This window comes from Comamonas sp. 14P8.1.4, assembly GCF_057799285.1.
The window spans coordinates 1-25,320 of record NZ_JBYOKN010000018.1 but is presented as its reverse complement, the minus strand read 5'-3'; the positions used below and the strand labels follow the sequence as shown (position 1 = coordinate 25,320).

Genomic DNA, 25,320 nt, shown 5'->3' with positions numbered 1-25,320 from the left:
CTCGTGAAGCACACCGTGTTCAGCGAAGATTTGCATTGTACAACGATTTTTGGCGTCTCGCTTGAAGTCCTGCAAAGAATTTTTCAGCTTCTTGCGCAAAATTCGCTTCCGCACTAGCAAGAGAGCGAACTATAGCACCATCCAACACAAGATTTGGAAAAAATCTTTTCACTCAAAGCCTCGAAGAAGGCTTTGAGTCAGGCAGCGCTTCGCGCTGCCTTGGATAATGGCGGCAACATGGCACTCATTACCTTACTAGACGCACAGCTCGCATTCGGGCATGTGGCATTGCTGGATCACACCAGTTTCTCTCTGGAAACCAACGAACGCGTGGGGCTGATCGGGCGCAATGGCACCGGCAAGTCTTCGCTGTTGAAAATTCTGGCCGGCATGGCACATGCGGACGATGGCACGCTGCAGGTGCAAACGGGCATCCGCATTGCTTATGTGGCCCAGGAGCCCAATCTCAATCCAGAGCACACCATCTTTGAATCGGCCTCGGAAGGTTTGGCAGAAGTTGCCGCCATCCGTGATCTGTACCTGTCTGGTGCGGAAGGTGTGGATTTGGATGCCCTGCAGTCCCGCATTGAAGCGCAGGATGCGTGGAACTGGGAGCAGCGCGTGGAAGAAGCGCTGCAGCGCCTGCACTTGGACCCTGAAGCCAAGGTAAGCAGCTTGTCGGGTGGTGTGCGCAAGCGTGTGGCATTGGCCCAAGCTTTGGTGATGCAGCCCGATGTACTTTTCCTGGATGAGCCAACCAACCACTTGGATTTGGACTCCATTGAATGGCTGGAAGGGCTGCTCAAAGAATTCAAGGGCTCCATCGTACTGATTACGCACGATCGCTCTTTCCTGGACAACGTGGCCACACGCATTGTGGAGCTGGACCGCGGTCTGCTGATGTCTTACCCCGGCAACTTTGCCGCTTATGTGACCAACAAGGCAGAACAGCTAGCGCAAGAGGCAGTGATCAACGCCAAGGCCGACAAGTTGCTGGCCCAAGAAGAAGTCTGGATTCGCAAGGGCGTAGAAGCCCGCCGTACCAAGGCCACCGCCCGTATTACGCGACTGCAAGAGTTGCGTGCTGAACACGCGGCCCGCCGCACCGCCCAAGGCAGTGTGAAGATGGACGTGAGCAGCGGCGAAAAGAGCGGCAAGCTGGTGTCCGAGTTGACCCATGTGAGCAAGACATTTGGCGACCGCGTGATCGTCGATGACTTCAGCGCCACCATCATGCGCGGTGACAAGATTGGTTTGCTGGGCGCCAATGGTGCTGGTAAGACAACATTGCTCAAAATGATCTTGGGCCAGTTAGAGCCCGATGCACCACCCGCCAATGCGCCCGCCCCCGAACCCGGCAACAGCCCATGGGGTACCGTGCGTTTGGGTACGAACGTCACCGTGGCCTACTTTGACCAGATGCGCAACAACCTGGACTTGGATGCCACGCTGGAAGACTTCATCAGCCCCGGCAGCGAGTGGATTGAGATTGGCAACCAGCGCAAGCACGTGAAAAGCTATCTGGGGGACTTCTTGTTCTCGCCCGCCCGTGCCAACTCGCCCGTGCGTTCTTTGTCAGGTGGTGAGCGCAACCGCTTGCTGCTGGCACGACTGTTTGCCCGCCCCACCAACGTGCTGGTGCTGGACGAACCCACCAATGACCTGGACATCGATACGCTGGAGCTGCTGGAAGAGCTGCTGCAAAACTATGACGGCACCGTCTTTCTGGTCAGCCACGACCGAACCTTCCTGGACAACGTGGTGACCAGCACCATTGCCTCCGAAGGCGATGGCAAATGGCGCGAATATGAAGGTGGCGTGCAAGACTGGCTGTTGCAATCCAAACGTGCCAAGGCCTTGCAGGAGCAAGCAGCTAAGAAAAACGGCACCAACAGCAAGGCACCTGCCAAGGAAGCCGCTCCAGTGGCCGCTGCCCCCGCTGCGGCACCCAGCACGCCCAAGCGCAAGCTCAGCTACAAAGAGCAACGTGAGCTGGATCAGCTGCCTGCACAGATTGAAGCGCTGGAAAAAGAGCAGGCCGAAATCCGCCAAGCCCTGGAAGACGGCACGCTGTACACCCAGGACAATGCCCGCGCCATGCAGCTGCATGCCCGTGACGGCGTCATCGACGAAGCACTGATGCAAGCGCTGGAACGCTGGGAACTGCTGTCCAACTAAGCGCCAACCAATAAAAAGGAGCTGCTAGCGCCCAAAAACAAAGGGTTTCAGATACATAACTATCTGAAACCCTTGTTTGAAAGGCGCTAGCAGCTCCTTTTTTAATTGGATGGCATCAAATGCGGTGGCGCACGTCTGGCGATGAGCGCAGCTTGGCCAGCAATGCGGGGGCAATCTGCGTCAGCGGCAGCACCTCATCCGCCGCGCCATGGGCAATGGCTTCGCGTGGCATGCCAAACACAATGCAGCTGGCTTCGTCTTGCACATAGTTGTAGCTGCCGGCGTCTTTCATCTCGCGCATGGCTGCGGCGCCATCAGCGCCCATGCCGGTGAGCATCACGCCTGTGGCGTTGCGGCCCGCAAACTGCGCCACCGACTTGAACAGCACCTCTACCGACGGTTTGTGGCGATTCACAGGGAGCGCTTGCTCATCCACCACGGCCACATAGTTGGCACCGCTGCGCGAAATGGCGAACTGCTTGCCACCCGGCGCAATGTACGCATGGCCGGGCAACAAACGCTCACCATGGCTGGCTTCTTTCACCGTGATCTGGCACAGGCTGTCCAGGCGCGCCGCAAAACTGGTGGTAAAGCCGGGCGGCATGTGCTGGGTGATGACGATGGCCGGCGCATCGGCAGGCATATGCGTCAGCACTTCTTTGATGGCTTCCGTTCCGCCCGTAGAAGCGCCAATGGCAATCAGCTTCTCGGTCGAGAGCTTGCCCAGCAACGTGGCACTGCTGACATGGGCCTTGGCGGCCGGCGCGGCGCCGTGCTCTGCAGCGGCCGGTGCGGGCTTGACCATGCGGTGCACGTGCGCCGAAGCGGCGATGCGTATCTTTTCCACAATCTCTGTGGACAGCTGGCTCAGGCCATTGGCCACACCCACACGCGGTTTGGAGACGAAATCGACCGCGCCCAGCTCCAGCGCACGCATGGTAATTTCAGCGCCACGCTCGGTCAGCGTTGAAATCATCAGCACCGGCATGGGGCGCAAACGCATGATGCGGCCCAGGAAATCAATGCCATCCATCTTGGGCATTTCGATGTCCAGCGTGATCACATCGGGATTGAGCTCACGAATCATCTCGCGCGCGACCAGGGGGTCATTGGCCGTGCCGATGCACTCCATATCAGGTTGGCGATTGATGATTTCTGCCAGCAGGCTGCGCACCAGCGCAGAGTCATCCACCACAATCACCCGAGTCTTGCGATTCATTCTTTCAGCATCCTCTATCAAAACAGGTCCACACTGCCGCCAGCATTGGTCTTGGCCAATTGCGCCGCACTGCCGCGTGAACGCTCCTGCTCCACCAAGGCTTCTGGGTGCGCATGGGCCAAACGCTTGACCATGGCTTTGCCGGTGGAGGGAAAGTAAACCACTTTGCGTGGGTAAATATCCAGCACATCTTGCGAAACGATCGGAATACGCTCAGTTTGCAAATACTGGGTCACAAAATCGGTGTTGCGCTCGCCCACATTCATGGTGGTGAAATTGGCCATCACCTGGCCGCCACCAAAAATCTTGGCCTGCATGGTCTCGCGGCGCGCGCCCAGCTTGATCATCTCGTTGATCAGCACTTCCATGGCGTAGGAGCCATAGCGGCCACTGGCATCCGTGCTGTCGCCTTCCGGGAGCATGAAATGGTTCATGCCGCCAATGTTCAGCGTCCGATCCCACAGACATGCTGCAATGCACGAGCCCAGCACCGTGCAGATCACCATGTTCTCGCCCGTCACAAAGTACTCGCCGGGCAGCACTTTGACAGCGTCGTACTGGAAATGGTGATCAAAATAGAAAAACGATGCCTCACCCGGTTTACGCGGGCGTTTGCGCAGCGCATCCAGCCCAGAGGACTCGAGCGCCGTGCTCAGCGGCTGGCGCGACGCAGCCCAGGATGGGCTGGCCCTGCCCTGCACTCCAAATGACTGTGTACTCATGGCTGCGCCTTTACGCTCCAGCGGGGGGCAGAAATTGGCATGGTTGGCATTTAGACCCGCTCGTAGACCGTCTTGCCGCGCAAAAGAAACAGGTCGCGTGATTCGCTGAAGTTTTCCGCATGCCCGACAAACAGCAGGCCTCCCGGCTTCATCACCCGGTGAATGCGCTCCAGCACCTTGCGCTGCGTGGCCGCATCAAAGTAGATCATGACGTTGCGGCAAAACACGAGATCAAACGGTTCTTTGAACGGCCAGTCGTCCCGAATCAAATTGACCTGCAGGAAGTCAATCATGCGGCGCAGCTCAGGCTTGACCCGCACCATGCCCGCGTTCGAGGCCTTGCCGCGCATAAAGAACTTGTGCAAGCGCTCCTGGCTCAAGTTCTTGACGCTCTCCATCCGGTACACCCCGTTGGAAGCGGTATTGAGCACCTTGGAGTCAATATCACTGGCGATGAGCTTGAAGTTCGCATTCGCCCCCAGGGCCTCTTGCGCGGTCAGCACGATGGAGTAAGGCTCCTCACCGGTCGATGCAGCATTGCACCAAACGCGCCATGGCGTCCCTGCGGGCTTGCTCTTGAGGTGCTGCGCTAAGATATCGAAATGGTGCTGCTCTCTGAAGAAGGATGTCAGGTTGGTGGTCAGAGCATTGACAAACTCTTGCCACTCCCGCGCATCCCCCTGCTTTTCCAGCCAGGTGAGGTAGTCATCAAAGCTGTCGTAGCCCATCTCACGCAGACGGCGAGAGAGGCGGCTGTACACCATGGCGTGTTTGCCATCGTGCAGGCTGATGCCCGCGTGCTTGTAGATCAGCGCTTGAACGCGACTGAAATCTGCGGAAGTCCACGCGAACTCACGCCCTTGCGCGCCAGGCGCTGCCTCATGTTCCATATCAGCGTGTTGTGCAGTGCGAAGCATGGATAGTGACACTCCGTTGAAGCGGATGGCAAAGCTGCTTCAAGCCCCCATGCCCGCATCACAGCGGACCGTTGGGTACCTGCAGCAGCGCGGTGCTTATTCCGCAGGTGCCACCAAGCCCATGTCCACGTTGGACATTTGCTTTTCGATGTCCAACAAAATCAGCATGCGGTCGCCCACCGAGCCTAGGCCCAAGATGCAGCCATTGTCGATGGCGCTTTCGATATCGGGTGCTGGACGAATGGCCTCCGGCGCCAGCTCCATCACATCGCTCACCGAATCCACCACGATGCCCACCACGCGGTTGCGCAGGTTCAAGATGATGACCACCGTGAAACTGTTGTATTCCACGGCCGAGCAGTTGAACTTCAAGCGCATATCCACGATCGGCACGATCGTGCCGCGCAGATTCACCACGCCTTTGATGAACTCCGGGGCATTGGCAATGCGTGTGGGCTGCTCATAGCCACGGATTTCCTGGACCTTCAGGATGTCGATCCCGTATTCCTCATCTCCCAAACGGAAGGTCAGGTATTCGCGGGCGCCAGAGGCTTTGCTCTCTGCATTCTTTCCCATGTTCATAGTTTTCTCCTAGAGCGGTGGGGCTTTCGCAGTGCCCCTGAACCGGTCAAAAATGATTGTCTACAGACGCTCGACCTACGCTTAACGCGCGCGGCGCACCAAACTGCTCGTATCCAAAATCAACGCCACTGTGCCGTCACCCAAAATGGTGGCGCCCGACACATTGGTCACCTTGCGGTAGTTGCTCTCCAGGTTTTTCACCACCACCTGGTGCTGACCCAGCAGCTCGTCGACCAGCAGCGCCACACGGCTGCCGTCAGACTCCACTACCACCATGATGTCGCTGCGTGACTCACCTTCGGCACGTGGCACACCAAATACACGCTCCAACTCAATCACAGGCATGTATTCGTCACGCACCTTGACCAGCTGAGAGCCCTGGGTCACGCTGCTGACGTCGGCAGCATTCACCTGGAAGGACTCGACCACCGAGGACAGCGGCAGGATGTAGACCTCATCGCCCACCCCGACCGACATGCCATCCATGATGGCCAATGTCAGCGGCAAGCGGATCGAGACACGCATGCCGACGCCTTCCACGGAGTCGATTTCCACCGAGCCGTTGAGCGCTGCAATGTTCTTGCGCACCACATCCATGCCGACACCGCGGCCCGAAACATCGGTCACCACGTCGGCCGTCGAGAAACCGGGGGCAAAAATCAGCATCCAGACTTCGCTATCGGGCATGCTGTCCGACACGTCCATGCCGCGTTCGCGCGCTTTGCGCAGAATCTTCTCGCGGCTCATGCCCTTGCCGTCATCGCGCACTTCAATCACGATGGAGCCGCCCTGGTGCGAAGCCGCCAAGATCAAAGTGCCCGTCTCAGGCTTGCCCGCCTTGATACGATCCTCTGGCGATTCAATACCGTGATCCAGACTGTTACGCACCAAGTGGGTCAGCGGGTCGGTGATTTTTTCGACCAACCCCTTGTCCAGCTCGGTCGCCTCACCCTGGGTAACCAGATTGATCTTCTTGTCCAGCTTGTTCGCCAGATCACGCAGCATGCGTGGGAAACGGCTGAATACCGTTGACATGGGGATCATGCGGATCGACATCACGGCTTCTTGCAAATCGCGCGTGTTGCGATCCAGATCCGCCAGACCCGCCAGCAGTTGCTGGTTGGCCGATGGCTCCAGTGTGCGGCTGTTCTGCGCCAGCATGGCCTGGATGATGACCAGCTCACCGGCCAGGTTGATCAGTTGATCGACCTTTTTCACCTCCACGCGGATGCTGGTGGACTCCATCTGCGCCATATTGGGGCGTGTGGCGGTCTTGGCAGCAGCGGCCACAGGCTTGACGGCAGGAGCACCTGGCGCACCGTCAAAAATGCCATACACCTCCCCGTCCGGCACCGCAGCGGGGGTCAGCACTTCAGGCTCAACCGGTTCTGCAGCGGCCTCCACAGGTGCAGTGGCAGCAGGCACTGCGGCCGCCGGTGCGCCTTGGGCGGTGATCTGCACCTGCTCCTTGGCCACGTGGAAGGCCATCAAATCCAGCAAATCATCGTCTGTCGAATGCGTTTGCACAGCGAACAGACGCATCTTGCTCTCTTCGCACGGCAAGTCTTCGATGCTGCCCAGGCCTGGAATGTCGCGGAACAGCTCTTTGACGGCATCCACAGACTCCGGCACATCCAGCGGACCAATTTTGATCTGCAGATGGCGGATACCGCCGGGCACCGCAGGTGCTGCGACAGGCTCAGGTGCAACTTCCACCACCGGTGCAGGTGCGGGAGCGACAGGTGCGGGCGCAGGGGTAGCAGCCACCGGCATGGCCGCACCATCGCCTGCGGCGAGACGGCTGATGCGCGCAACCAGATCTGCGGTCGGCAACACCTCACCTTCGCCACCAGCTTGGTGACGCGCCAGCAGGCTGCGAGATGCATCGGCCGACTCCAGCAGGACATCCACCATCTCGGGGATGGGGGTGATCTCGTGGCGACGCAGGCGGTCCAGCAAGGACTCCATCTTGTGCGTCAGCTCGGCAACATCCGAGAAGCCGAACGTCGCGGAGCCCCCTTTGATGGAGTGCGCGCAACGGAAAATGCCGTTGAGTTCTTCGTCGTTGGCCTCGTTCAGATCCAGATCCAGGAGCATCTGCTCCATCTGGTCGAGGTTTTCCCCTGCTTCTTCAAAGAAGATCTGATAGAACTGGGTCAGGTCGAAGTCCGCTTCTGCCCCGCCTTGATGTGTATCCGCCATGTCGGTTCCTATCTTTTTATTAGCATCCGCTGAACTGTCTTAGCGAATCACCTTCTGCAATATTTCAATCAACCGGTTGGGATCAAACGGCTTCACCAACCAACCTGTTGCGCCGGCAGCGCGGCCGGCCTGCTTCATCTGATCGCTGGACTCGGTGGTCAGAATCAAAATCGGCGTGCTCTTAAATCGAGGGTGTTCACGCAGACGGCGCGTCAGACCAATACCGTCCATGCGGGGCATGTTCTGATCGGCCAGCACCAGGTCAATCTGGTACGCCTCGGCTTTTTCCAAAGCATCCAAACCGTCAACTGCTTCGACCACCTTGTAGCCGGCCCCGGTCAATGTGAAGGAGACCATTTTTCGCATGGATGGAGAATCATCAACAGCGAGGATCGTATGCATGTAAAGCTCCAACGGACTTTTAAGTTTTGTGTGTGTTCAGGCTCTAGAGATCAAAACAGTTCAATTGAACCGGCATCCATCTCACTTTGAGTAACGGGGTTCGGGCGTTCTGGCTGAATGGATATGACAGGCGTATCCAGCTCATCCTCATCGCGCCCCATGGTTTCCGAAGCCAGTCGAAACGCACAACCCTGTAAAACCTGGGTTGTATGCGTAATGAGTTGCGTGGCCATGTCATGAAACTGCAACTCGGTGACCGCACTGCGCAAGGCTGCACGTGCAGCATCTATGCCAGGATCACCCGCTGCTATCTCACTCGAGAGCAAAACATTGGCTTCGCTGAAACGCTCCAGCAAATTCGTCGTGGCATGATTGAGCAAGCCTTCCAAACGGTGCAAATCCCGCATCACGACCAGCAAAGAATCTTGTAACTCAGCCGCAACCATGACAGGAACCTGTACAACAGGCTCTGTAGATGGTGTTTGCATTGATGGCATTGTTTCTCCAAGATGGGGCGCCCGAAGCAAGCTTTCCAAGCACTAAGCAGTGAAACACTGACTTTTTTGCGCGATGGAGAGCTGACTCACGGCATGAAGGCATTCATACCCGGAAATTTTGTTCCAAGATGTATCCAATGATAGCGCCCAACGGCTCTGATAATCCAGCACATAAGCCTTTGCTTTTGCTTCACCTTGAAGATTCAGCGGCCGATCAGCGCTTGGCGCAAATCACACTGCGTAAAGCGGGCACGATTTGCAGCATTACTTGCACTGATAACTTGCAAGACTTTATCAAGCTCCTGCAGACGCAAAGCTTTGATTTGGTGCTGGCTGACTACCATCTTCTGGGCTTTACCGCGCTGGATGCCTGGGAGCAGGCGCGCTCGCTGGCAGGATGCCCGCCCTTTGTGTTGCTCTCTGGCGCCATTGGGGAAACCGCAGCGGTGGAGGCCATTCGCCGCGGCATCGCAGACTACCTGCTCAAAGACGACATGGCACGTCTGCCGCATGTGCTGCTGCGCGCCCTGGAGGTGCACCAGGCCCGTCTAGCCAAGGAGCAAGCCATGCAGGAGCTGGAGCGGTCCGAGCAGCAACTGGCAGAGCTGACAGAACACTTACAGCAATCTATCGAACAAGAGCGTGCCGCCATTGCCCGCGAGATCCATGACGACATCGGCGGTTCTTTGACATCAGTCAAATTTGACTTGTCATGGATTGACCGAAATGCCACAGCCCCCGATGTTCAAAGCCACGCCCGCGCGGCGCTGGAGATGCTGCAGCACGCGCTGGGGGCCAGCCAGCGCATCATGATGAATTTGCGCCCCCCAGTGCTGGACCAGGGCCTGGTCGCGGCCGTGCAGTGGCTGGCAGATAATTTTGAGCGCCGCACCGGCATCGTGGTTCGCGTGGACACACCGCCGCACATCGACGTTCCGGCAGAGCTCCAGGTGGTGGCCTACCGCACGGCGCAAGAGGCGCTGACCAACATCAGCAAGTATGCGCAAGCTACGGCGGTACACATTGAGCTGTCAGGCGCAGAGGGCCATTTGACGCTCGAAGTGCGCGACAACGGCTGCGGCATTGCCCCCGCACAGCGCAACAAAGCCAAGGCCTTTGGCCTGCGCGGCCTGGCCGAACGGGCGCGCACCGTAGGCGGGTGGCTGGACATCAGCAGCCAGGTTGGTCGCGGCACGAGCATCATTGTTTCCGTCCCACTCACGTAAGATGCCAAACTCAGAGGGCTACGAGGAGAAACATTGATCCATGTTGTGATTTGCGATGACCACGCCGTTTTACGCCGTGGAATTCGAGACACGCTATCTGAAGCCACGGACATTCAGGTCCGCGGTGAAGCGGCTGGCTACACCGAATTGCGCGAAACGCTCCGGACCACGCCCTGCCAGGTGCTGCTGCTGGACATCAACATGCCCGGGCGCAATGGCCTGGAGGTTCTGGTCAGCGTGCGCGAGAGCTACCCGGACATCAAGGTATTGATGGTCTCCATGTACCCGGAAGACCAGTACGCGCTGCGCTGCCTCAAGGCTGGTGCTCACGGCTATGCCAACAAGGCGGGCGATCCACTGCAACTGGTGGAAGCGGTGCGTGTGGTCAGCATGGGACGCAAATTTCTCACACCCGAAGTGGCCCAGATGCTGGCCGACAGCCTGTCGCAGCCGACGGCGGAAGTGCCGCATGAGTCGCTGTCCGAGCGCGAAATGCAGACCCTGCAAAAAATCGCCACCGGCAAACGCCTGACCGACATCGCCGAGGAGCTGATGCTTAGCCCCAAAACCGTCAGTGTCTACCGCGCCCGCGTGCTGGAAAAGCTGCAGCTGACCAACAACGCCGAGCTGACGGTTTATGCCATTCGCAACAACTTGGTCTAAAAACATAGCTGCTTGCGCTTAAAAACAAAGGACTTCAGATGAAAAACATCTTGAAGTCCTTTTTATTTAAGCGCTAAGTGCTCTACTTTTTATAAAAGCTACACCCCAAAGATCGACAAAGTGCGGTCAATCATGCTCAAAAAGGGCTGCTCCATCATCGGCAACGTGGCGGTAATGCCCAGCATGCCCACCGTCAGCGTGACCGGGAAGCTCACGGCAAACATATTCATCTGGGGGGCAATGCGCGCAATCACCCCCATGGTCAAGTTCACAAACAGCAGCAGCGCCATCATGGGCAGCGCAATCCACAATGCGCTGGAGAACACCGCACTGCCCAGCTCATGGATGCGCATCTGCGCCACCGCCTGCAGAAATGAGCCATCCACCGGGAATGTCTGAAAGCTTTTGATCACCGCCATCAGCACCACCAGGTGCCCATTCACCACGATGAAGAACAAGGTGAAGATCTGCACCAGAAAGCGCGACACCGCACTCAGCTGCGCGCCGCTGGTCGGGTCAAAGAAAGAGGCAAAGCTCAAGCCCATCTGCAGGCCGATGGCCTCACCCGCCACCTCCATGACCGCAATGATCAGGCGCGCAGAAAAACCAATCGCCAACCCAATCCCCACCTGCTGAATCACACAGGTCACGGCCTGGGGCGAGTTCACCGCAATCATGGGCTGGTCAAGCACCGCCTGCGCGCACACCGCCACCAAAAAGGCCAGACCCACCTTCACCCGCATGGGAATGGCTTTTTGCGAAAACACGGGCGCAGCCGTGAACATGGCCAAGGTACGCAAGAACGGCCAGATGATGGGCGACAACCACGCCATCAACTGCTCTTCGGAGATGCCAATCACAGCAATGCCCTTGAGAAGAAACGACGCGCCACTAGCCCAGGGCGCTGGGGATGTTTTCAATCGTGCGGCGAATGAAATCCACCGCCGTACTCAGCATCCATGGTCCGGCCACAGCAAACACCAGCACCGCCGCAATCAACTTGGGCACAAAAGACAAGGTGTTTTCGTTGATCTGCGTGACTGCCTGAAAAATACTGACCACCAGGCCGACGGCCAGCACGGTCAAAAGCACGGGCAGCGAAATCATGAGCAGCAAGGTGAGCGCTTCGCGCCCGATCGTGAGAACTGCTTGGGGAGTCATCGCATCGACCTTTCAAGCCTAGATGGCAAAGCTGGAAGCCAGCGAGCCGATCAACAGATTCCAGCCATCAGCCAGTACGAACAGCATGATCTTGAAGGGCAGCGCCACCAACACAGGGGACAGCATCATCATGCCCAGCGACATCAGGATGGAGGAAACCACCATGTCAATGATCAGGAACGGGATGAAGATCATGAACCCGATCTGGAAGGCCGTTTTCAGCTCGCTGATAACAAACGATGGCACCACCACGCGAAACGGTGCATCTTCAATTTTGGTACCGGGCTCCAGCTTGGCCAGGCGGGCAAACAGGGCGTAATCGGTCTGGCGTGTCTGGCGCACCATGAAGTCGCGCATGGGCGCCTCGGCCCTCTTCACGGCCTCTTCAAACTGCATGGTGTTCTTGGTATAGGGCACATAGGCCTCTTCATACACACGGTCCAGCGTCGGGCCCATGACAAACAGCGTCAAGAACAAGGACAGTCCGATGATCACCTGGTTGGGCGGCGACGACTGCGTACCCAGTGCCTGACGCAGCAGGCTCAGCACAATCACGATCCGGGTAAAACCCGTCATCATCAGCAAAATAGCCGGCAAGAAAGACAGCGCTGTAAAGAACAGCAAGGTCTGAATGGGCACGGAAAAACTGCTGCCACCACCGCTCGATCCGACCAAGATCGGCAAGCTGGGCGCGGCTGCGCTCTGGGCATTCGCCACTGCGGGCATCCAGCAAAAAGCCGCCAGAACGGCGGCTGAAACAACCCAGGGGGCCTTCATTAAGGCCAGAAAGCCTAATCGCATGTGTGCTCTCATGATTGCAGCGGGTTACACGCCCTCTTGTGCTTGTGCCATGGCGCCAGCAAAACTGACCGCCTCTAGCTGCTGTGCAGGAGCAGCTTGCCCCAGCACATGCAAGCACTGAATGTTTTGGGCAGTCACGCCCAACACCAGGCAGGTCTTTTGCGCGCCTTGCCCAACTTCGATGGTCACCACTCGCTGGCTGGGGCCCACGGACACGGACGACAACACTTGCGCGCTGATGCCCGAGACATTGCGTGCGGCTTGCTGGCGCTGCTGCCAGCGCTTGAGCAGCCAGGGCAAGCAGGCCAGTGCGCCCACCATGATGAGCAGCACCAGCAGCGAAGAAGTGAAGCCTGCGTTATCCACGGCTGACGCGGCGCAAGCGCTCGGAAGGTGTCACCACGTCGGTCAGGCGGATACCAAACTTGTCATTCACCACCACCACTTCACCTTGGGCAATCAGGTAGCCGTTGACCAGCACGTCCATGGGCTCACCCGCCAGGGCGTCCAGTTCCACCACCGAACCCTGTGCCAGCTGCAAGATGTACTTGATTGGCACCTTGGTACGGCCCAACTCCACCGACAGCTGAACGGGAATGTCCAGCACCATGTTGATGTCATTGACAGGCACTTCCGTGCCGGAAGCGCCGTTGTTGTACGCGGGGTTGCCGCTCAGCGGGCCACCTTGCTCGGCATCCAGTGCGGCTTGATCGCCATCGGTGGTCTTTTGCTCGTCCAAAGCTTCCGCCCAGTCCGAAAAGGGATCATCTCCCTGGATGCTGCCGTTGTTGTTCGCGTCAGTTGCCATTCTTCTCTCCGGTCCAATTTCCATCCACACCGCGCAAACACTGCTCGATGCGCACGGCATATTTGTTGTTGTGCGTGCCGTACTGGCACTCAAAAATGGGCACGCCGCCAATCGACGCACGAATGCGTGGCTGTCGGTCCAGCTCGATAAAGTCACCTGGCTTCATCGCCAGCATTTGCTCCACCGTGGCATCCGCACGTGCCAGCTCAGCCACCAAGGTCACATCTGCGGATTGAATCTCACGCGTCAGCACCTTGACCCAGCGGCGGTCGACTTCCATCGAATCACCCTGTGTCGATGAATACAAGATGTCGCGGATAGGCTCCATCGTGGCGTAAGGCATGCACACATGGATCGAGCCAGACACATCACCGATCTCCAGCTGGAACGCGGTAGACACCACGATTTCGCTGGGGGTCGCGATATTGGCGAACTGCGGCTGCATTTCCGAGCGCTGGTAGGCCAGCTCCAAGGGATAAATGCCGTGCCAGGCTTTTTTGTATTCCTCGCTGATCACGTCCACCAGACGGTTGATCACGCGCTGCTCTGTGGCCGAGAAATCGCGCCCTTCAATGCGTGTTTGCAAGCGCCCGGCACCACCGTACAATGTGTCGATAATGCCGAAGACCAGCGAAGGCTCACACACGATCAAGCCATTGCCACGCAAAGGACGGATCGCAACGATATTGAAGTTGGTGGGCACCGCCAGACGGCGCAAGAAAGCGCTGTAGCGTTGCACGCTCACCGTACCCACCGAAACCTCTGGGCTACGGCGAATAAAGTTAAACAAGCCGATGCGGAAATTGCGCGCAAAACGCTCATTCACAATTTCCATGGTGGGCATACGCCCACGCACGATACGCTCTTGACTGGAGATGTCGTAGTTACGTACCGAGCTTTCATCGACATCTTCGGAGTCCGATTTCTGACGCTCGCCCGTCACACCTTCCAAAAGGGCATCGACTTCCTCTTGCGAAAGGAAAGAATCACTCATGCCGAAACTCCTAACGCTTACTGGATGATGAAGCTGGAGAACAGCACACGGCGCACGGCATTGCGTCGACGTGGGCGCTCTTCCTCATCTTCGGACTGTGCGCGGGCCGCTGGCGTGCTGGCAGCCAAAGGCCGGGTCACTTCACGCAAGATATCGGCGGCCAGCTTTTCCTTGCCTTCGCGCAGCAACAGCTCATCGGCCGTACGCTGTGACACAAGCATCAAGATACCGTTACGGATGCTGGGCATGTACTGCTTGACCAAGCTGGCAGTCGCCTCATCTTGCAGCTCCAGCGTGATACCGATTTGGGCAAAGCGGTCACCACCTTGATCTGCCAAATTCACCACCATGTTTTCCAGGGGCAAAAAGGTAGGTACCAACGCAGCGGCTTTGGCGGGGGCCTCTTCCCCGTACGCATCGTCGTGCGACTTGTTGGTCATCACCAGCAAGGCAGCCGCGACCGCGACAACGAGCAAGGCGACCAAAGCACCGATGATGATCAATTTCTTGCTCTTGGCTTGCGCCGGAGCGGCGGCAGAATTGGTTGCGGCCACGTTGTTTCCCTTGATGGATGAATACAGTTGGCAAGCCAACCTTGAACTGAATCTTTGCTGAGCGCTCGTACACAAAAGTACGAATGGTCACATTATTTCTTGATAAGCCGGAAATCATAGCCAGAATAAAAGGCTCAAACATCCAGTAAATCGATCGTCTGAGCCTTCGACTCACCCTTCCCGGCGAGTTCGAAGTGCTCACTGACATGCCTTAGGCGTACAAATCCAGGCCCTGGTTACGCTGCGGACGCACAGGCAGAGCATCTGCCACAGGCACGGTCACCTGCGCCTGGCGCATGGGTGCAGCCTCCCAAGGGTTGCGCTGCCCACCACCAGAAGAGGACGTGTTGCCCTGCGCATCGGCCTGCACCGCCACGCCAGCCAGCTCAACCCCCTGCTGCGCCAGCATCTCACGCAACTGCGTCAAGCTGGCATCCAGCAGATCACGCGTCTGCGCCTGATCTGCGCGGAAGGTTACGTGGGCTTCATTCCCCCGGACATAAACTTGCACACGCACAGGCTGGCCATCTTTTTCCAAAACGACTTCTGCGCGCTGTTGTTTGCCCTGCAGCCAAAAGCGCATATCTTCGACCGTTGCCTCGGGTGCGGTATCCAGCACGGCGTCTTGTGTGGACTTGGCTTCCTGCACGGCCACATCCGTCAAGCGCGTGCCACTGCCCTGTCCCACCGCCAGCACATCTGCAGCACCTGCGGCATTTTTACTGCCTTCCAGCCGCTCCGAAGGCTTGGCTTGCACCCCAGCCGTGGCTGCGGCCCACTGCTCAACCTGCCCCATCAAGCGTTGCAAGGCGGGGTTGGCCGCTGCTTGCGGATCTTCCAGCTTCCACGCACCGTGCAGTGCCACGCGGCCTTCGCCATCTTGGTCTGTTTGCAAGGCGCTGGACACCGCTTGTGCCACGGTATCCGCAACATCTGCAGCTTCAGCCACCAGTGCCGATGCCGCCGCCACTGCGGCATTCGCCTCAGGCAGCAAAGAAGATGTGGCCACCGACTGCACGCCAGCTGCCACCGTTGCAATCTGCTGTCCAATGGCCACATGGGGCTGCGTGCCCGCAAACAGCGCGCCTCTTGCCGCCGTCAAACCACTCTCTTGCCTGGCCAGCAAAAAGCTGCCGTCTTGCACGGCTGCATCGGCATCCGTAACATCCAGTCGCTGCGTCTGGCCCACCAGGCTCTCCACACTCAGACCCACCGGCAGTGCTTCCAGCTCAGGCTGGGTGAATGTGGCCTCCAGCAATGCTTGCGGAATATCTGGCAGTTCTGGCTGGAGACTTGCCAAACCTTCAGGCAACTCCACTGGCACATCCTGCAAACCTTGCAAGAGTTGGGAGAAGTCCGGCGCAGACACCTGACCGTCCAGCACATCTTTGGCTTTCTCAGGCTTGTCTGTTGCTTGGGGCTTGGCGACAGCGGGCGCAATCGTTTGCTGAATATCCATGATTTATGCCTCCTGGAATTGCATCCCGAAAGTACGACCGATGAACTGCAATGCCGCACGCTCATCCGTCTGTTTTTGTTCACGGCGCATTTGCGCCAAAGCGATATCGCGGCGGCGCGTTTCCACCACCTTGTTCAGACTGCTCAAACGCAGCTCTGTCGCCATCAATGCTTTTTGCGCTGCCTCCAGACGAATGGCCTGATCCGCCATCACCTTGGTCTGCAAGTCAATGGCATGCTGCAGCCGGCCCATGAACTGGCTGTGGTGAAACATCACCTCAGGCTTCATGGCTGCACCTTCGCTCGCACCCCAGCGCTGCTGCATTTCCTGCGCATAGCCTTCCAGCTGCTGCATTTGGGATTTGGCTGCCTCATGGGCACGCTGACGCTCAAGCAACGCATTGCGTGCTTCATCGCGTTTACGTACCGCCATTTCAATGGCGATCATCAGTGCATTGAGCGACGACATTCCACATCCCTCTGGTTATCAACTTTGCGGATTCAATACCGCCGACATGTCCGCCAAGCTCTGCTCCATTCCTGCCGACTCAAACATGGTCTGTTGCAGAAAATTCGCCATGGCGGGCTGCAGGCGAATGGCCTCATCCACCTGGGGATCAGAGCCGTTGACGTAAGCCCCTACTTGTATCAAATCCTTGCTTTTTTGATAGCGCGAATAGACCGCCCTAAACCGTCTAGCTAGCTCGAAGTGCTCTTGACTCACCACGTTGTGCATCACCCGCGACGCAGATTGCTCAATATCGATGGCGGGGTAGTGCCCCTGCTCGGCCAAGGCACGCGAGAGCACGTAGTGGCCATCCAAGATGGCGCGCGATGCGTCTGCAATCGGATCTTGCTGGTCATCGCCTTCCGACAGCACGGTGTAGAACGCCGTGATCGAGCCCACACCGTTCAAACCATTGCCGCTGCGCTCCACCAGTGCTGGCAACTTGGCAAAGCACGATGGCGGGTAACCCTTGGTCGCAGGGGGCTCACCAATCGCCAGTGCGATTTCACGCTGCGCCTGGGCATAACGCGTGAGCGAATCCATCAACAGCAGCACATGCTTGCCCTTGTCACGGAAATGCTCGGCAATTGCTGTCGCATAACTCGCACCTTGCATGCGCAGCAAAGGCGGTGCATCTGCAGGTGCAGCCACAACCACGGCGCGCGAGCGATCCTGCGCGCCGAGAATATCTTCCACGAACTCTTTGACTTCGCGACCGCGCTCACCAATCAGGCCGACCACAATCACATCCGCCTGGGTGTAGCGCGCCATCATTCCCAGCAGCACCGATTTACCCACGCCAGACCCAGCAAACAAGCCCAAGCGCTGGCCACGCCCCACCGTCAACAAACTGTTGATGGCACGCACGCCGGTATCCAGCGTCTCGCGCACCGGCGCACGCTCCATCGCGTTGATGGGCTCGCGATCCAGAGGCTCGGCAACCACATCTACCAACGTGCCGAAATGGTCCAGGGGCGAGCCTTGCGAGTCCACCACCCGGCCCAGCAAGCCATCACCCATTGGCAAGCGCAGCACACCAGTTGCCAGCGACGGCGCTTCGGTATCCCCCAAGCGCAGCGGTGGCACAAAAGGCTCTGCGGGCGTCACGGTCGCGCCACACGACAACCCTTGAATGTCACCTGCAGGCATCAGAAATGCCTTATCACCTGCAAAGCCCACCACCTCTGCCAGCACAGGCTCCGCGCCCGGCATTTGCAGATGGCATTGCGAGCCCACGGGCACACGCAAACCACTGGCTTCCAGCACCAAGCCGGTCAAGCGCGTCAAAGTGCCATGGGTGTGCAAAGGCAGCGGCTGGTTCACACGCTCACGCCCCACGCGCAGCATCTCGGTCAGCTGTGCGATGGGCTTGGAGGGTGGTGTGTGCTCAATTGCCATGAGGCGCGCCCTCATACCATGTAGAAACCAGGCCCAATGCAGCCACCGCACGTTGCCAGCGGCGCTCCAGGCTGCCATCGATTTGGGCACCCTGACTTTCCACCACGCAACCACCCGCTGGCACACTCGGATCTGACAGCCACTCCACCTTCGGATTCGGCAAAGCCGCACGCAAATGCGCGGCAAGCTGCTGAAAGTCCTCAGGATTCAAACGCACCAAAGCAGGTTTGGTTTCCGCACCCAGCATATCCAGGGCTTCCGCCACCACCGGCTGCAAAGCTTGTGGATTGCAGCGCAGCTCTTGGCGCACCACCTGGCGTGCAATATCGGTCGCCAGCTGCAGCAAATCCGGTGCCATTTGCTGCTGCAAACCCTGCACATCGGTCTGCGCTGCATGCAGCACTTCGCTCAACCGCTGGGCAGTTTCGCGCCCCAGGTTGTTCTGATAGTCCGACATGCGTGTTTGCCACTCTTGTGCCGCTTGCTGCTGGCCTTGCTCCAGGCCTTGCTGGTAAGCCTCATGGCGTGCTTGTTCCAGTTGCTGGTGCAATTCTTCTTCGGAGAAGACCGGTGCTGCGGGCACCACATCCTCTACCTGCATCTCGGCTGGCGCTTCTTCCTCCAGCTCTGGCGCCTCTTCAGCCTCTGGCTCTGCCACCGGCGGAAGCAACGCAGGATCCACGGTCATCTCGGGCATGGCTGCAAAGCCTTGGCGAGGGCCACTGCGCACCCCACCAAAATGCCACTGGCGCACACGCTGGTTGTCGATTTCTTCGCTGGGAATAAAACGTGTCATGTTCGTCTACTCGTAGTCTGTGGGTACGCCTTAGACAAAACTGTCTTCCGGGCCACCACCCAGCGTGATCTGGTTCTCGTCGGCCAGGCGACGCACCACCTTGAGGATTTCCTTTTGCTGTGTTTCCACTTCGGACAAACGCATGGGGCCACGGGCTTCCAGGTCCTCGCGCAACGCAGCAGCGGCACGCATGGACATATTGGCCAAAATCTTGTCGCGCACTTCCATGGAACCGCCCTTGAGCGCAACGATCAGTGTCTCGGAAGCCACTTCGCGCAGCACCAGCTGCAGCGAACGATCGTCCAGCTTGACCAAGTCGTCGAACACGAACATCTTGTCCATGATCTTCTGGGCCAAGTCTGCGTCGTAGTTGCGAATAGTGTCCAGCACTGCCACATCGGCATTGCCACCCAGCAAGTTGATCATCTCGGCCGCGGTCTTCACGCCGCCCAGCGATGTCTTGCGAATCTTGTCGCCGCCTGCCAGCACCTTGTAGAGCACTTCGTTCAGGTCCTTCAGTGCCGACGGCTGGATACCTTCCAGCGTAGCCACACGCAGCACCACTTCGCTGCGCAAGCGCTCTGGCAACTGCATCAACACCGCTGCAGCCTGGTCAAACTCCAGGTGCACCAGGATGGCTGCCACGATCTGTGGGTGCTCGTTGCGCAGCAGTTCAGCCACCGAGACAGGATCCATCCACTTCAGGCTTTCGATCCCAGAAACATCGCCACCTTGCAAAATGCGATCCAGCAGCAGCGCCGCCTTGTCATCACCCAAAGCACGGCGCAAGACCGACTTCACGTAATCGCTGGCGTCTTCCACCAGCAAACTCTGTGCAGCGCAGTCATCCGTGAAGCGCGCAATCACAAAGTCCACTTTCTCTTTGGAAACACCACGCATCCGCGCAATGGTTTCGCCGAGTTTTTGCACTTCTTTGGGCGACAGGTGCTTGAAAACCTCAGCCGCCTCTTCCTCACCCAAGGACATCAGCAAAATGGCGGCGTCGTTCAGACCTCGATCATCCATAACAAACTCTTTGTGTTCTGTGAATAGTTAAGTGCACGCAGGCAATGCTTAATGGTTGTTTTCGCCATTGACCCAGGTCTTGACGATATTGGCCACCGCAATCGGGTTCTGCTTGGCGAGCGCGCGCGCTTGCTGCAAACGAAGTTCTTCTGGCGTGGGCTCGCCGGGCTTGGCCAGTGCCAGTGCGGGGCGTTCCAACTCTTCGGCTTCCAGCAGATCCAGCTGTGCCAGCTCTTTCTTCTTGCGCGCCTTGAGAATGGGGCGAACCACACCAAACATCAAAATCAACGCAGCCAACACCAAGCCCACGGGCCACAGAATGGTCTTAACCAGTTCAATGGTTTCGGGCTGCTGCCACACGGGCAAATCGGAGGCCAGTCGCTGTTCCTGCTGGAAAGGCGTGTTCATCAGATTGACCGAGTCGCCGCGCTGCGCGTTAAAGCCAATCGTCTCGCGCACCAGTGCCACCATCTGTGCCTGCTGAGCAGCCGTCATGGCCTGCGGCGTTACCGCAGCACCTGGCTCTGCAGGGGTTCCAGGCAAATAGTTCACCACCACTGCAGCGGTCATGCGCTTGATAGAGCCCGTGCTGTTGCGCGTCACTTTGACGGTTTTGTCCACTTCGTAATTCGTCACCGACTCACGCTTGCTGCCAGGAATGGTCAAAGTGTTCGTGTTCTGCGCATTCGCAGCTTGCAGCGTAGGCGCAGGGCCATTGATAGGCGCTGCAGCGGTCTGTGGCGGCTGGTTGCTCACCGCGCCAGGCACACCTGTAGGAGGCACAGGTTCTTTTTCACCGGTCGCTTCCAGCACCTGCTGGCTGCGCACCGAGCTGGGAGCCTGACCTTGGTTGGGGCCATGCGATTCAGAAGTGGATTCCGAGCGAGAGAAATCCAGCTCTGCCGTTACCTGCGCCTTGACATTGCCCTTACCCACCACAGGCTCCAGAATTTCCAGAATACGCTCGGTGTACTGCTTTTCCAGCTGCTGCTGATACATCAGTTGCTGCACATTGACAGGGCTGTCTTCCGGATTGGTCGATTGCGACAGCAGCTTGCCAGAGTCATCCACCACGCTCACGGCGCCAGGCAGCATCTCGGGCACGCTGGAAGAGATCAAATGCACAATGCCCGCAATCTGGGTGCGATCCAGCATGCGGCCTGGGTACAAAGTCAACAACACCGATGCCGATGGCTTTTGTTGCTCACGGAAAAAACCATTCTGATTGGGCAGTGCCAGGTGCACACGTGCGTTTTGCACAGCAGACAGACCCATGATGGAGCGCGTCAACTCACCTTCCAGGCCACGCTGGTAGTTCACGCGCTCTTGAAACTGCGTGATACCAAACTTGCTGCTTTCCATGATCTCAAAACCCGAGACCGCGCCCTTAGGCAGGCCCTGGGTGGCCAGCTTCAGACGCACATCATGGATGCGGTCCGCAGGAATCATGATCGCGCCGCCACCTTCGGTGTACTTGTAAGGCACGTTCATCGACGACAGCTGCGACACGATGGCACCGCCGTCCTTGTCGCTCAAATTGCTGAACAGTACACGGTAGTCAGGTTGGCGGCTGAACATCATGGCCGCAATCACACCGGCAACGACCAGCGCGCCAACGGCGCCAATCAAGATGCGTTGATTACGGTCGAGTCCCGCCACGCGTTGCTGCCAGGTGGCAGGGGTTGCGGCGGGAAGGTTTTGTTCAACAGGAATTTCAGCAACTGCGGACATGTTCTTTTCCAAATGGGTGCTTGGGTTCGACACGGAACCCAACGTGGTGCCGATTATTCAAACTTCCTGTTGGCGCGTTCGCCGGATAAGGCGCACGTTTCCCCACTTATTTCCCCAGATGCATTTTTTGCAATTGCCTACGATTGCACCCATCGAACACATTACAAGTTCAAGGAAATACATCATGGACCTTCGCCTTCATAGCGCCACTTCTCCGTTGACCACCATGTCCAGCGACATGGCACAACGCCTGACCAAGCCTGTGCAAAAGTCCGAAGCCGAAGGCCATGGCTTCAGTTCTGCACTGGAAAATGCACTGCGCTCCGTCAGCGCTGCACAGAATCACTCTTCCCACCTGCAAAAAGAAGTGCAGCTGGAGAACCCCTCGGTCAGCCTGGAAGAAACCATGGTTGCGATGCAAAAATCACAAATCGGCTTTCAAGCCACTTTGCATGTCCGCAACCGCCTGGTTCAGGCCTACACCGACGTCATGAACATGCAGGTCTGAGCACCTGCTTGTGCGTGGTTGCAGGCAGCACGCCTGCGCCACGCTCGAACGCTCACCCTTCAAAAAAACCTTTAATGACCGCACCCTTCGGGTTGCGGTCTTTTTTTGCGTGCGCAATTCACCATGCACCGCGCCAACTACCCATCACCCACCGCTGCAGCGTGCAACATCGATGCCATCAACACACCGCGAACACATAAAGTCTTACAAAAAAGTGAGCACGTAGCGCACGCATTCATTGAAATCCAAAACAAAAACACATTGAAATTCAGACAATATCAACGCTTGCAGCTACAAAAATAATAAAACGCACGCCATAAAAAAGCCCACCAGCCTTGCGACTGGTGGGCTTTGGCCAAACCTTGGAGGATCAGCGCAACCGGTGGGGCTTGCCGCCTAGTGCAAGACAGAGCTTGCAGGCAGTTTGCCCATGTGTTCAAGCGTGGCCAGCCAAGGCTCCGCCAGTACACGAATTTGTGCATCATTGCGCAAAATGCTCTGCATGATGCGCGTCTTCTCTTTGCGCTGCGTAGCGCTCAGCGTCACGTCCAGGGACTGCACGCGCAACTCCCCAATCAGCACCGCACAAGACTTCTCGCACTCCACCACAGAATCCCAGTTCTGTTGCAAAGCCGCCGAGAGCATCTCTGAGCTCTTCGCCTCAATCGCCTTGTAGTAATCGAGCAATCTGTTCTCCTGCACAGCCACCCCTTCACATTGTTTGATTGGCAGTGGAACCAATTTCTTTCCAGCCTTGTGCCACAGGTTGCAGAACCTTGATGACCTCTTCCACCACCACCACATCGTTGTGGATGTTGGCCTTGGTCAATTGGGCCACAGAATAGTCATACAGCAGCTTCAAATTAGCCGCCAATTCCCCGCCCTTTTCCATGTCCAAGCCCATCACCAGGCCCTCTTGCAAGATACGCACAGAACGGGTGATCTGACGACCTTTTTCCTCTACTTCGCCACGCTCCATCGCCCCACGCGCAGCGTTGAGCGCCTGAAAGAGCCCATCAAACAGCATCTGAATCAGTTGATGCGGGGATGCGTTCTCCACCCCCGAATGGGCACTCACCTGACGGTATGCATTGGCCGCGCCGTAACCCGAAGAAGCAAACATGTGAGTCCTTACAATTTTCTATGTGTCCCGTGATGCATCGACAGCAAACACAGCAACTTAAATCTATTACATCAATCGTCCGACTTGTTCCACGAATTCACCATCTGCTCCACATAAGAGCTCAGTGAGTTCAAAGAAGCCATCTTGGTATCCAATGCCGTGTACTGCGAACGCAAACGCGCTTCCACCGCTTCAGCGCGCGTATTGACCTTATCCTGCTGCTTTTGATTGCTCTCCAGCTGCCCCTCCAAAGAGTCGGTCTTGTTGTTGAGCGCGCCTTCCCAAGCCAGCAAACTGTCTGTCAGCGTCTTGAAATTGACAGCAATGCCGCCGCCAGTTCCCAAAGAATTGGCCTTGGTCGAAAACAGCGACTTCACTGCATCCATATCTTCCAAAGCAGTGGTCAGCTTGGTGGTGTTCACCGACAGCTTCCCGCCCTGCTCCATCTGAATACCGATGTCCGACAAGCGTGTGAATGCTCCCGTGGTATTTCCGACGATGCTCTGCGTCAGCATACGCAGCGAGTTCTGCAGACTCACCGTACTGCTGTCCCCCTGCAAAATACCTGCGGAGCCAGACTCCGAGTCGTATTTGGTCGATGCCGACAGCAATTCGTTGACCGCGTTGTAGGCATCCACGAATTTCTGAATTTTCTCCTGGGTCGCATCCTTGTCTTGATTCAGTGTCAGCAGCGACGTCGAGTTCGCCTGCGAGACATTGATCGACAAGCCAGGAACAATATCTTTAAAGGTATTGGTGTTGGATTCCAGCTGCACGCCATTGAGCGTCATCGTCGCATTCTGTGCCGCCTGCGTTTGGGTCACAGCCAGCTTCGCCAAGTTGCTACCAGCATCAGCGGCCTTGACCGTCCCTGCCAAAGCCGGGTCATTCGCTGCAGTGGCTTCCGCCTCGGTATATACACCGCTACCTACAGTCACGCTGAACTGGTTGTCCAGCCCCGTTTCGCGCGAGCGCACCATCAGCTGCTGTTTCCCGGTGCTGTCGGTAATCACGCTGGCGATCACCGACTTGCCCAGTGTGGAATCACCGTTAATCTTGGCGACGATATCTGTGAGCGTATCCGTCGCAGAAATATTCAAATCAACCGTCGTCAGGGTCGCGCTGGTGTTGGTGCTATTACCCAGCACAAAACGCATGACACCCGCCGCATTGACTTTATCGCCAGCATTGAGCTTTTCGCTCACAGACGTCTGGCTCTGCGCCAGATTTTGCACGGCAATGTTGTACGAGCCGGCAGATGCCAAGCCCGTCATCGTGGCCGACACCGCGGAACTGTTGGACGAGTTGATCTTGACGGAGCTGAAGCCGCTATCCAGCGTCAAATCACGGACGGCGGAATTGAGATCATCCACCAGCGACTTGATCTGCCCATAGGCCGAGATCTTGCTCTGGATCGTCTCCGCTTTGGTCTGCAAGGTCGTAACAGACTGCTTTTCGATAGCCACCATCTGCGTGATGATGCTTTCTACATCCAAGCCGCTGCCAACACCGATAGAAGAAACACCCATCACACGCTCCTTGAAGAACAAACCGCACAGTGCTTTCAGCCCATGCCACGGAATGACATATTGTGAAGCACTGCGGACAAAGTCAAAAGCCAGAATAAAAAGGTGAGCACCAGACAGAAGCACAGACTTACTCTATGCCGCAGGGTTCACCCAATTCATAACTACTGTTACCCCTCTATCGGCAAAGTATTGAAAAACTTAAGCCCTGCGCACTGTTACAACGAAAAAAAGCGGTGCAGCTTTAACAAGCTCACACCGCCTTTTTAGTCTTCACCACCGCTGCGACGCACCTGCCGCACGCTGTGAAGGACGCTGCT

The 25,320-nt window shown here is 57.5% G+C and carries 27 protein-coding genes; 4 read left to right on the top strand and 23 right to left on the bottom strand.

Annotated elements, in window-relative coordinates:
- Positions 1-237 precede the first annotated feature (237 nt).
- The gene (locus AC27VO_RS16095; protein WP_488667728.1) at positions 238-2,178 is read left to right on the top strand and encodes an ATP-binding cassette domain-containing protein; all 1,941 of its coding nucleotides are present in this window, start codon (positions 238-240) and stop codon (positions 2,176-2,178) included.
- 115 nt (positions 2,179-2,293) lie between these two features.
- On the opposite strand, the gene AC27VO_RS16090 is transcribed toward AC27VO_RS16095, so the two are convergent.
- The 7 genes from AC27VO_RS16090 to AC27VO_RS16060 form a co-directional block, all read right to left on the bottom strand.
- Positions 2,294-3,397: a protein-glutamate methylesterase/protein-glutamine glutaminase gene (locus AC27VO_RS16090; RefSeq protein ID WP_488667727.1), complete on the bottom strand. Its 1,104-nt coding sequence runs from the start codon at positions 3,395-3,397 to the stop codon at positions 2,294-2,296.
- A 17-nt stretch (positions 3,398-3,414) separates the two neighbouring features.
- Complete coding sequence (gene cheD / locus AC27VO_RS16085) at positions 3,415-4,119, bottom strand: chemoreceptor glutamine deamidase CheD (protein WP_488667726.1); 705 nt, start codon at positions 4,117-4,119, stop codon at positions 3,415-3,417.
- A 50-nt stretch (positions 4,120-4,169) separates the two neighbouring features.
- On the bottom strand, positions 4,170-5,036 hold the full coding sequence (locus AC27VO_RS16080; protein ID WP_488667725.1) for a CheR family methyltransferase: 867 nt from the start codon (positions 5,034-5,036) through the stop codon (positions 4,170-4,172).
- A gap of 96 nt (positions 5,037-5,132) precedes the next feature.
- Positions 5,133-5,618: a chemotaxis protein CheW gene (locus tag AC27VO_RS16075; protein WP_488667724.1), complete on the bottom strand. Its 486-nt coding sequence runs from the start codon at positions 5,616-5,618 to the stop codon at positions 5,133-5,135.
- Between the two features lie 81 nt (positions 5,619-5,699).
- Positions 5,700-7,820 (bottom strand): chemotaxis protein CheW, encoded by a 2,121-nt coding sequence (locus tag AC27VO_RS16070; RefSeq protein WP_488667723.1) that lies wholly within the window; start codon positions 7,818-7,820, stop codon positions 5,700-5,702.
- Positions 7,821-7,859: 39 nt separating this feature from the next.
- Complete coding sequence (locus AC27VO_RS16065) at positions 7,860-8,222, bottom strand: response regulator (protein WP_488667722.1); 363 nt, start codon at positions 8,220-8,222, stop codon at positions 7,860-7,862.
- 50 nt (positions 8,223-8,272) lie between these two features.
- Positions 8,273-8,719, bottom strand: coding sequence for a hypothetical protein (locus AC27VO_RS16060; protein WP_488667721.1), 447 nt, complete (start codon positions 8,717-8,719; stop codon positions 8,273-8,275).
- 137 nt (positions 8,720-8,856) lie between these two features.
- Here AC27VO_RS16060 and AC27VO_RS16055 point away from each other — a divergent pair, with 137 nt between their 5' ends.
- Both AC27VO_RS16055 and AC27VO_RS16050 read left to right on the top strand, forming a co-directional pair.
- Positions 8,857-9,945 (top strand): hybrid sensor histidine kinase/response regulator, encoded by a 1,089-nt coding sequence (locus tag AC27VO_RS16055; protein ID WP_488667720.1) that lies wholly within the window; start codon positions 8,857-8,859, stop codon positions 9,943-9,945.
- A gap of 33 nt (positions 9,946-9,978) precedes the next feature.
- On the top strand, positions 9,979-10,608 hold the full coding sequence (locus tag AC27VO_RS16050; RefSeq protein WP_488667719.1) for a response regulator: 630 nt from the start codon (positions 9,979-9,981) through the stop codon (positions 10,606-10,608).
- A 98-nt stretch (positions 10,609-10,706) separates the two neighbouring features.
- Here the strand turns inward: AC27VO_RS16050 and fliR are convergent, their stop codons facing one another.
- The 13 genes from fliR to fliF form a co-directional block, all read right to left on the bottom strand.
- Entirely contained in the window at positions 10,707-11,468 is a 762-nt protein-coding gene (gene fliR / locus AC27VO_RS16045) for a flagellar biosynthetic protein FliR (protein WP_488667718.1), read from the bottom strand.
- A gap of 31 nt (positions 11,469-11,499) precedes the next feature.
- Entirely contained in the window at positions 11,500-11,769 is a 270-nt protein-coding gene (gene fliQ / locus AC27VO_RS16040; protein ID WP_488667717.1) for a flagellar biosynthesis protein FliQ, read from the bottom strand.
- Positions 11,770-11,787: 18 nt separating this feature from the next.
- Complete coding sequence (fliP, locus tag AC27VO_RS16035; RefSeq protein WP_488667716.1) at positions 11,788-12,570, bottom strand: flagellar type III secretion system pore protein FliP; 783 nt, start codon at positions 12,568-12,570, stop codon at positions 11,788-11,790.
- A gap of 24 nt (positions 12,571-12,594) precedes the next feature.
- Positions 12,595-12,936 (bottom strand): FliO/MopB family protein, encoded by a 342-nt coding sequence (locus AC27VO_RS16030; RefSeq protein ID WP_488667715.1) that lies wholly within the window; start codon positions 12,934-12,936, stop codon positions 12,595-12,597.
- Positions 12,929-13,378 carry a flagellar motor switch protein FliN gene (gene fliN / locus AC27VO_RS16025; RefSeq protein ID WP_488667714.1) on the bottom strand — a complete coding sequence of 150 codons (450 nt, stop codon included), beginning with the start codon at positions 13,376-13,378 and terminating at the stop codon, positions 12,929-12,931. The genes AC27VO_RS16030 and fliN overlap by 8 nt, the downstream gene beginning before the upstream one ends.
- Positions 13,368-14,372, bottom strand: a complete 1,005-nt coding sequence (fliM, locus tag AC27VO_RS16020; protein ID WP_488667713.1) for a flagellar motor switch protein FliM — start codon at positions 14,370-14,372, stop codon at positions 13,368-13,370. Before fliM ends, fliN begins: the two co-directional genes overlap by 11 nt.
- 17 nt (positions 14,373-14,389) lie before the next feature.
- Entirely contained in the window at positions 14,390-14,926 is a 537-nt protein-coding gene (locus AC27VO_RS16015; RefSeq protein ID WP_488667712.1) for a flagellar basal body-associated FliL family protein, read from the bottom strand.
- Between the two features lie 211 nt (positions 14,927-15,137).
- Positions 15,138-16,385, bottom strand: a complete 1,248-nt coding sequence (locus AC27VO_RS16010) for a flagellar hook-length control protein FliK (protein WP_488667711.1) — start codon at positions 16,383-16,385, stop codon at positions 15,138-15,140.
- A gap of 3 nt (positions 16,386-16,388) precedes the next feature.
- Positions 16,389-16,853 (bottom strand): flagellar export protein FliJ, encoded by a 465-nt coding sequence (gene fliJ / locus AC27VO_RS16005; RefSeq protein WP_488667710.1) that lies wholly within the window; start codon positions 16,851-16,853, stop codon positions 16,389-16,391.
- Positions 16,854-16,871: 18 nt separating this feature from the next.
- Positions 16,872-18,239: a flagellar protein export ATPase FliI gene (gene fliI, locus AC27VO_RS16000; RefSeq protein WP_488667729.1), complete on the bottom strand. Its 1,368-nt coding sequence runs from the start codon at positions 18,237-18,239 to the stop codon at positions 16,872-16,874.
- Positions 18,240-18,279: 40 nt separating this feature from the next.
- Positions 18,280-19,086: a FliH/SctL family protein gene (locus AC27VO_RS15995; RefSeq protein ID WP_488667709.1), complete on the bottom strand. Its 807-nt coding sequence runs from the start codon at positions 19,084-19,086 to the stop codon at positions 18,280-18,282.
- Between the two features lie 30 nt (positions 19,087-19,116).
- Positions 19,117-20,112 (bottom strand): flagellar motor switch protein FliG, encoded by a 996-nt coding sequence (fliG, locus tag AC27VO_RS15990; protein ID WP_219163611.1) that lies wholly within the window; start codon positions 20,110-20,112, stop codon positions 19,117-19,119.
- A gap of 48 nt (positions 20,113-20,160) precedes the next feature.
- Positions 20,161-21,843 carry a flagellar basal-body MS-ring/collar protein FliF gene (fliF, locus tag AC27VO_RS15985; protein WP_488667708.1) on the bottom strand — a complete coding sequence of 561 codons (1,683 nt, stop codon included), beginning with the start codon at positions 21,841-21,843 and terminating at the stop codon, positions 20,161-20,163.
- Positions 21,844-22,027: 184 nt separating this feature from the next.
- Between fliF and fliE the strand changes: the two genes are divergently transcribed.
- The gene (gene fliE, locus AC27VO_RS15980; protein WP_488667707.1) at positions 22,028-22,351 is read left to right on the top strand and encodes a flagellar hook-basal body complex protein FliE; all 324 of its coding nucleotides are present in this window, start codon (positions 22,028-22,030) and stop codon (positions 22,349-22,351) included.
- Between the two features lie 396 nt (positions 22,352-22,747).
- Here fliE and AC27VO_RS15975 read toward each other — a convergent pair whose 3' ends face one another.
- From AC27VO_RS15975 to fliD, 3 genes are all read right to left on the bottom strand, one after another.
- On the bottom strand, positions 22,748-23,038 hold the full coding sequence (locus AC27VO_RS15975; protein ID WP_488667706.1) for a flagellar protein FliT: 291 nt from the start codon (positions 23,036-23,038) through the stop codon (positions 22,748-22,750).
- Positions 23,039-23,063: 25 nt separating this feature from the next.
- Positions 23,064-23,474, bottom strand: coding sequence for a flagellar export chaperone FliS (gene fliS, locus AC27VO_RS15970; protein WP_488667705.1), 411 nt, complete (start codon positions 23,472-23,474; stop codon positions 23,064-23,066).
- Positions 23,475-23,545: 71 nt separating this feature from the next.
- The gene (gene fliD, locus AC27VO_RS15965) at positions 23,546-25,126 is read right to left on the bottom strand and encodes a flagellar filament capping protein FliD (protein WP_488667704.1); all 1,581 of its coding nucleotides are present in this window, start codon (positions 25,124-25,126) and stop codon (positions 23,546-23,548) included.
- Between the last annotated feature and the right edge of the window lie 194 nt (positions 25,127-25,320).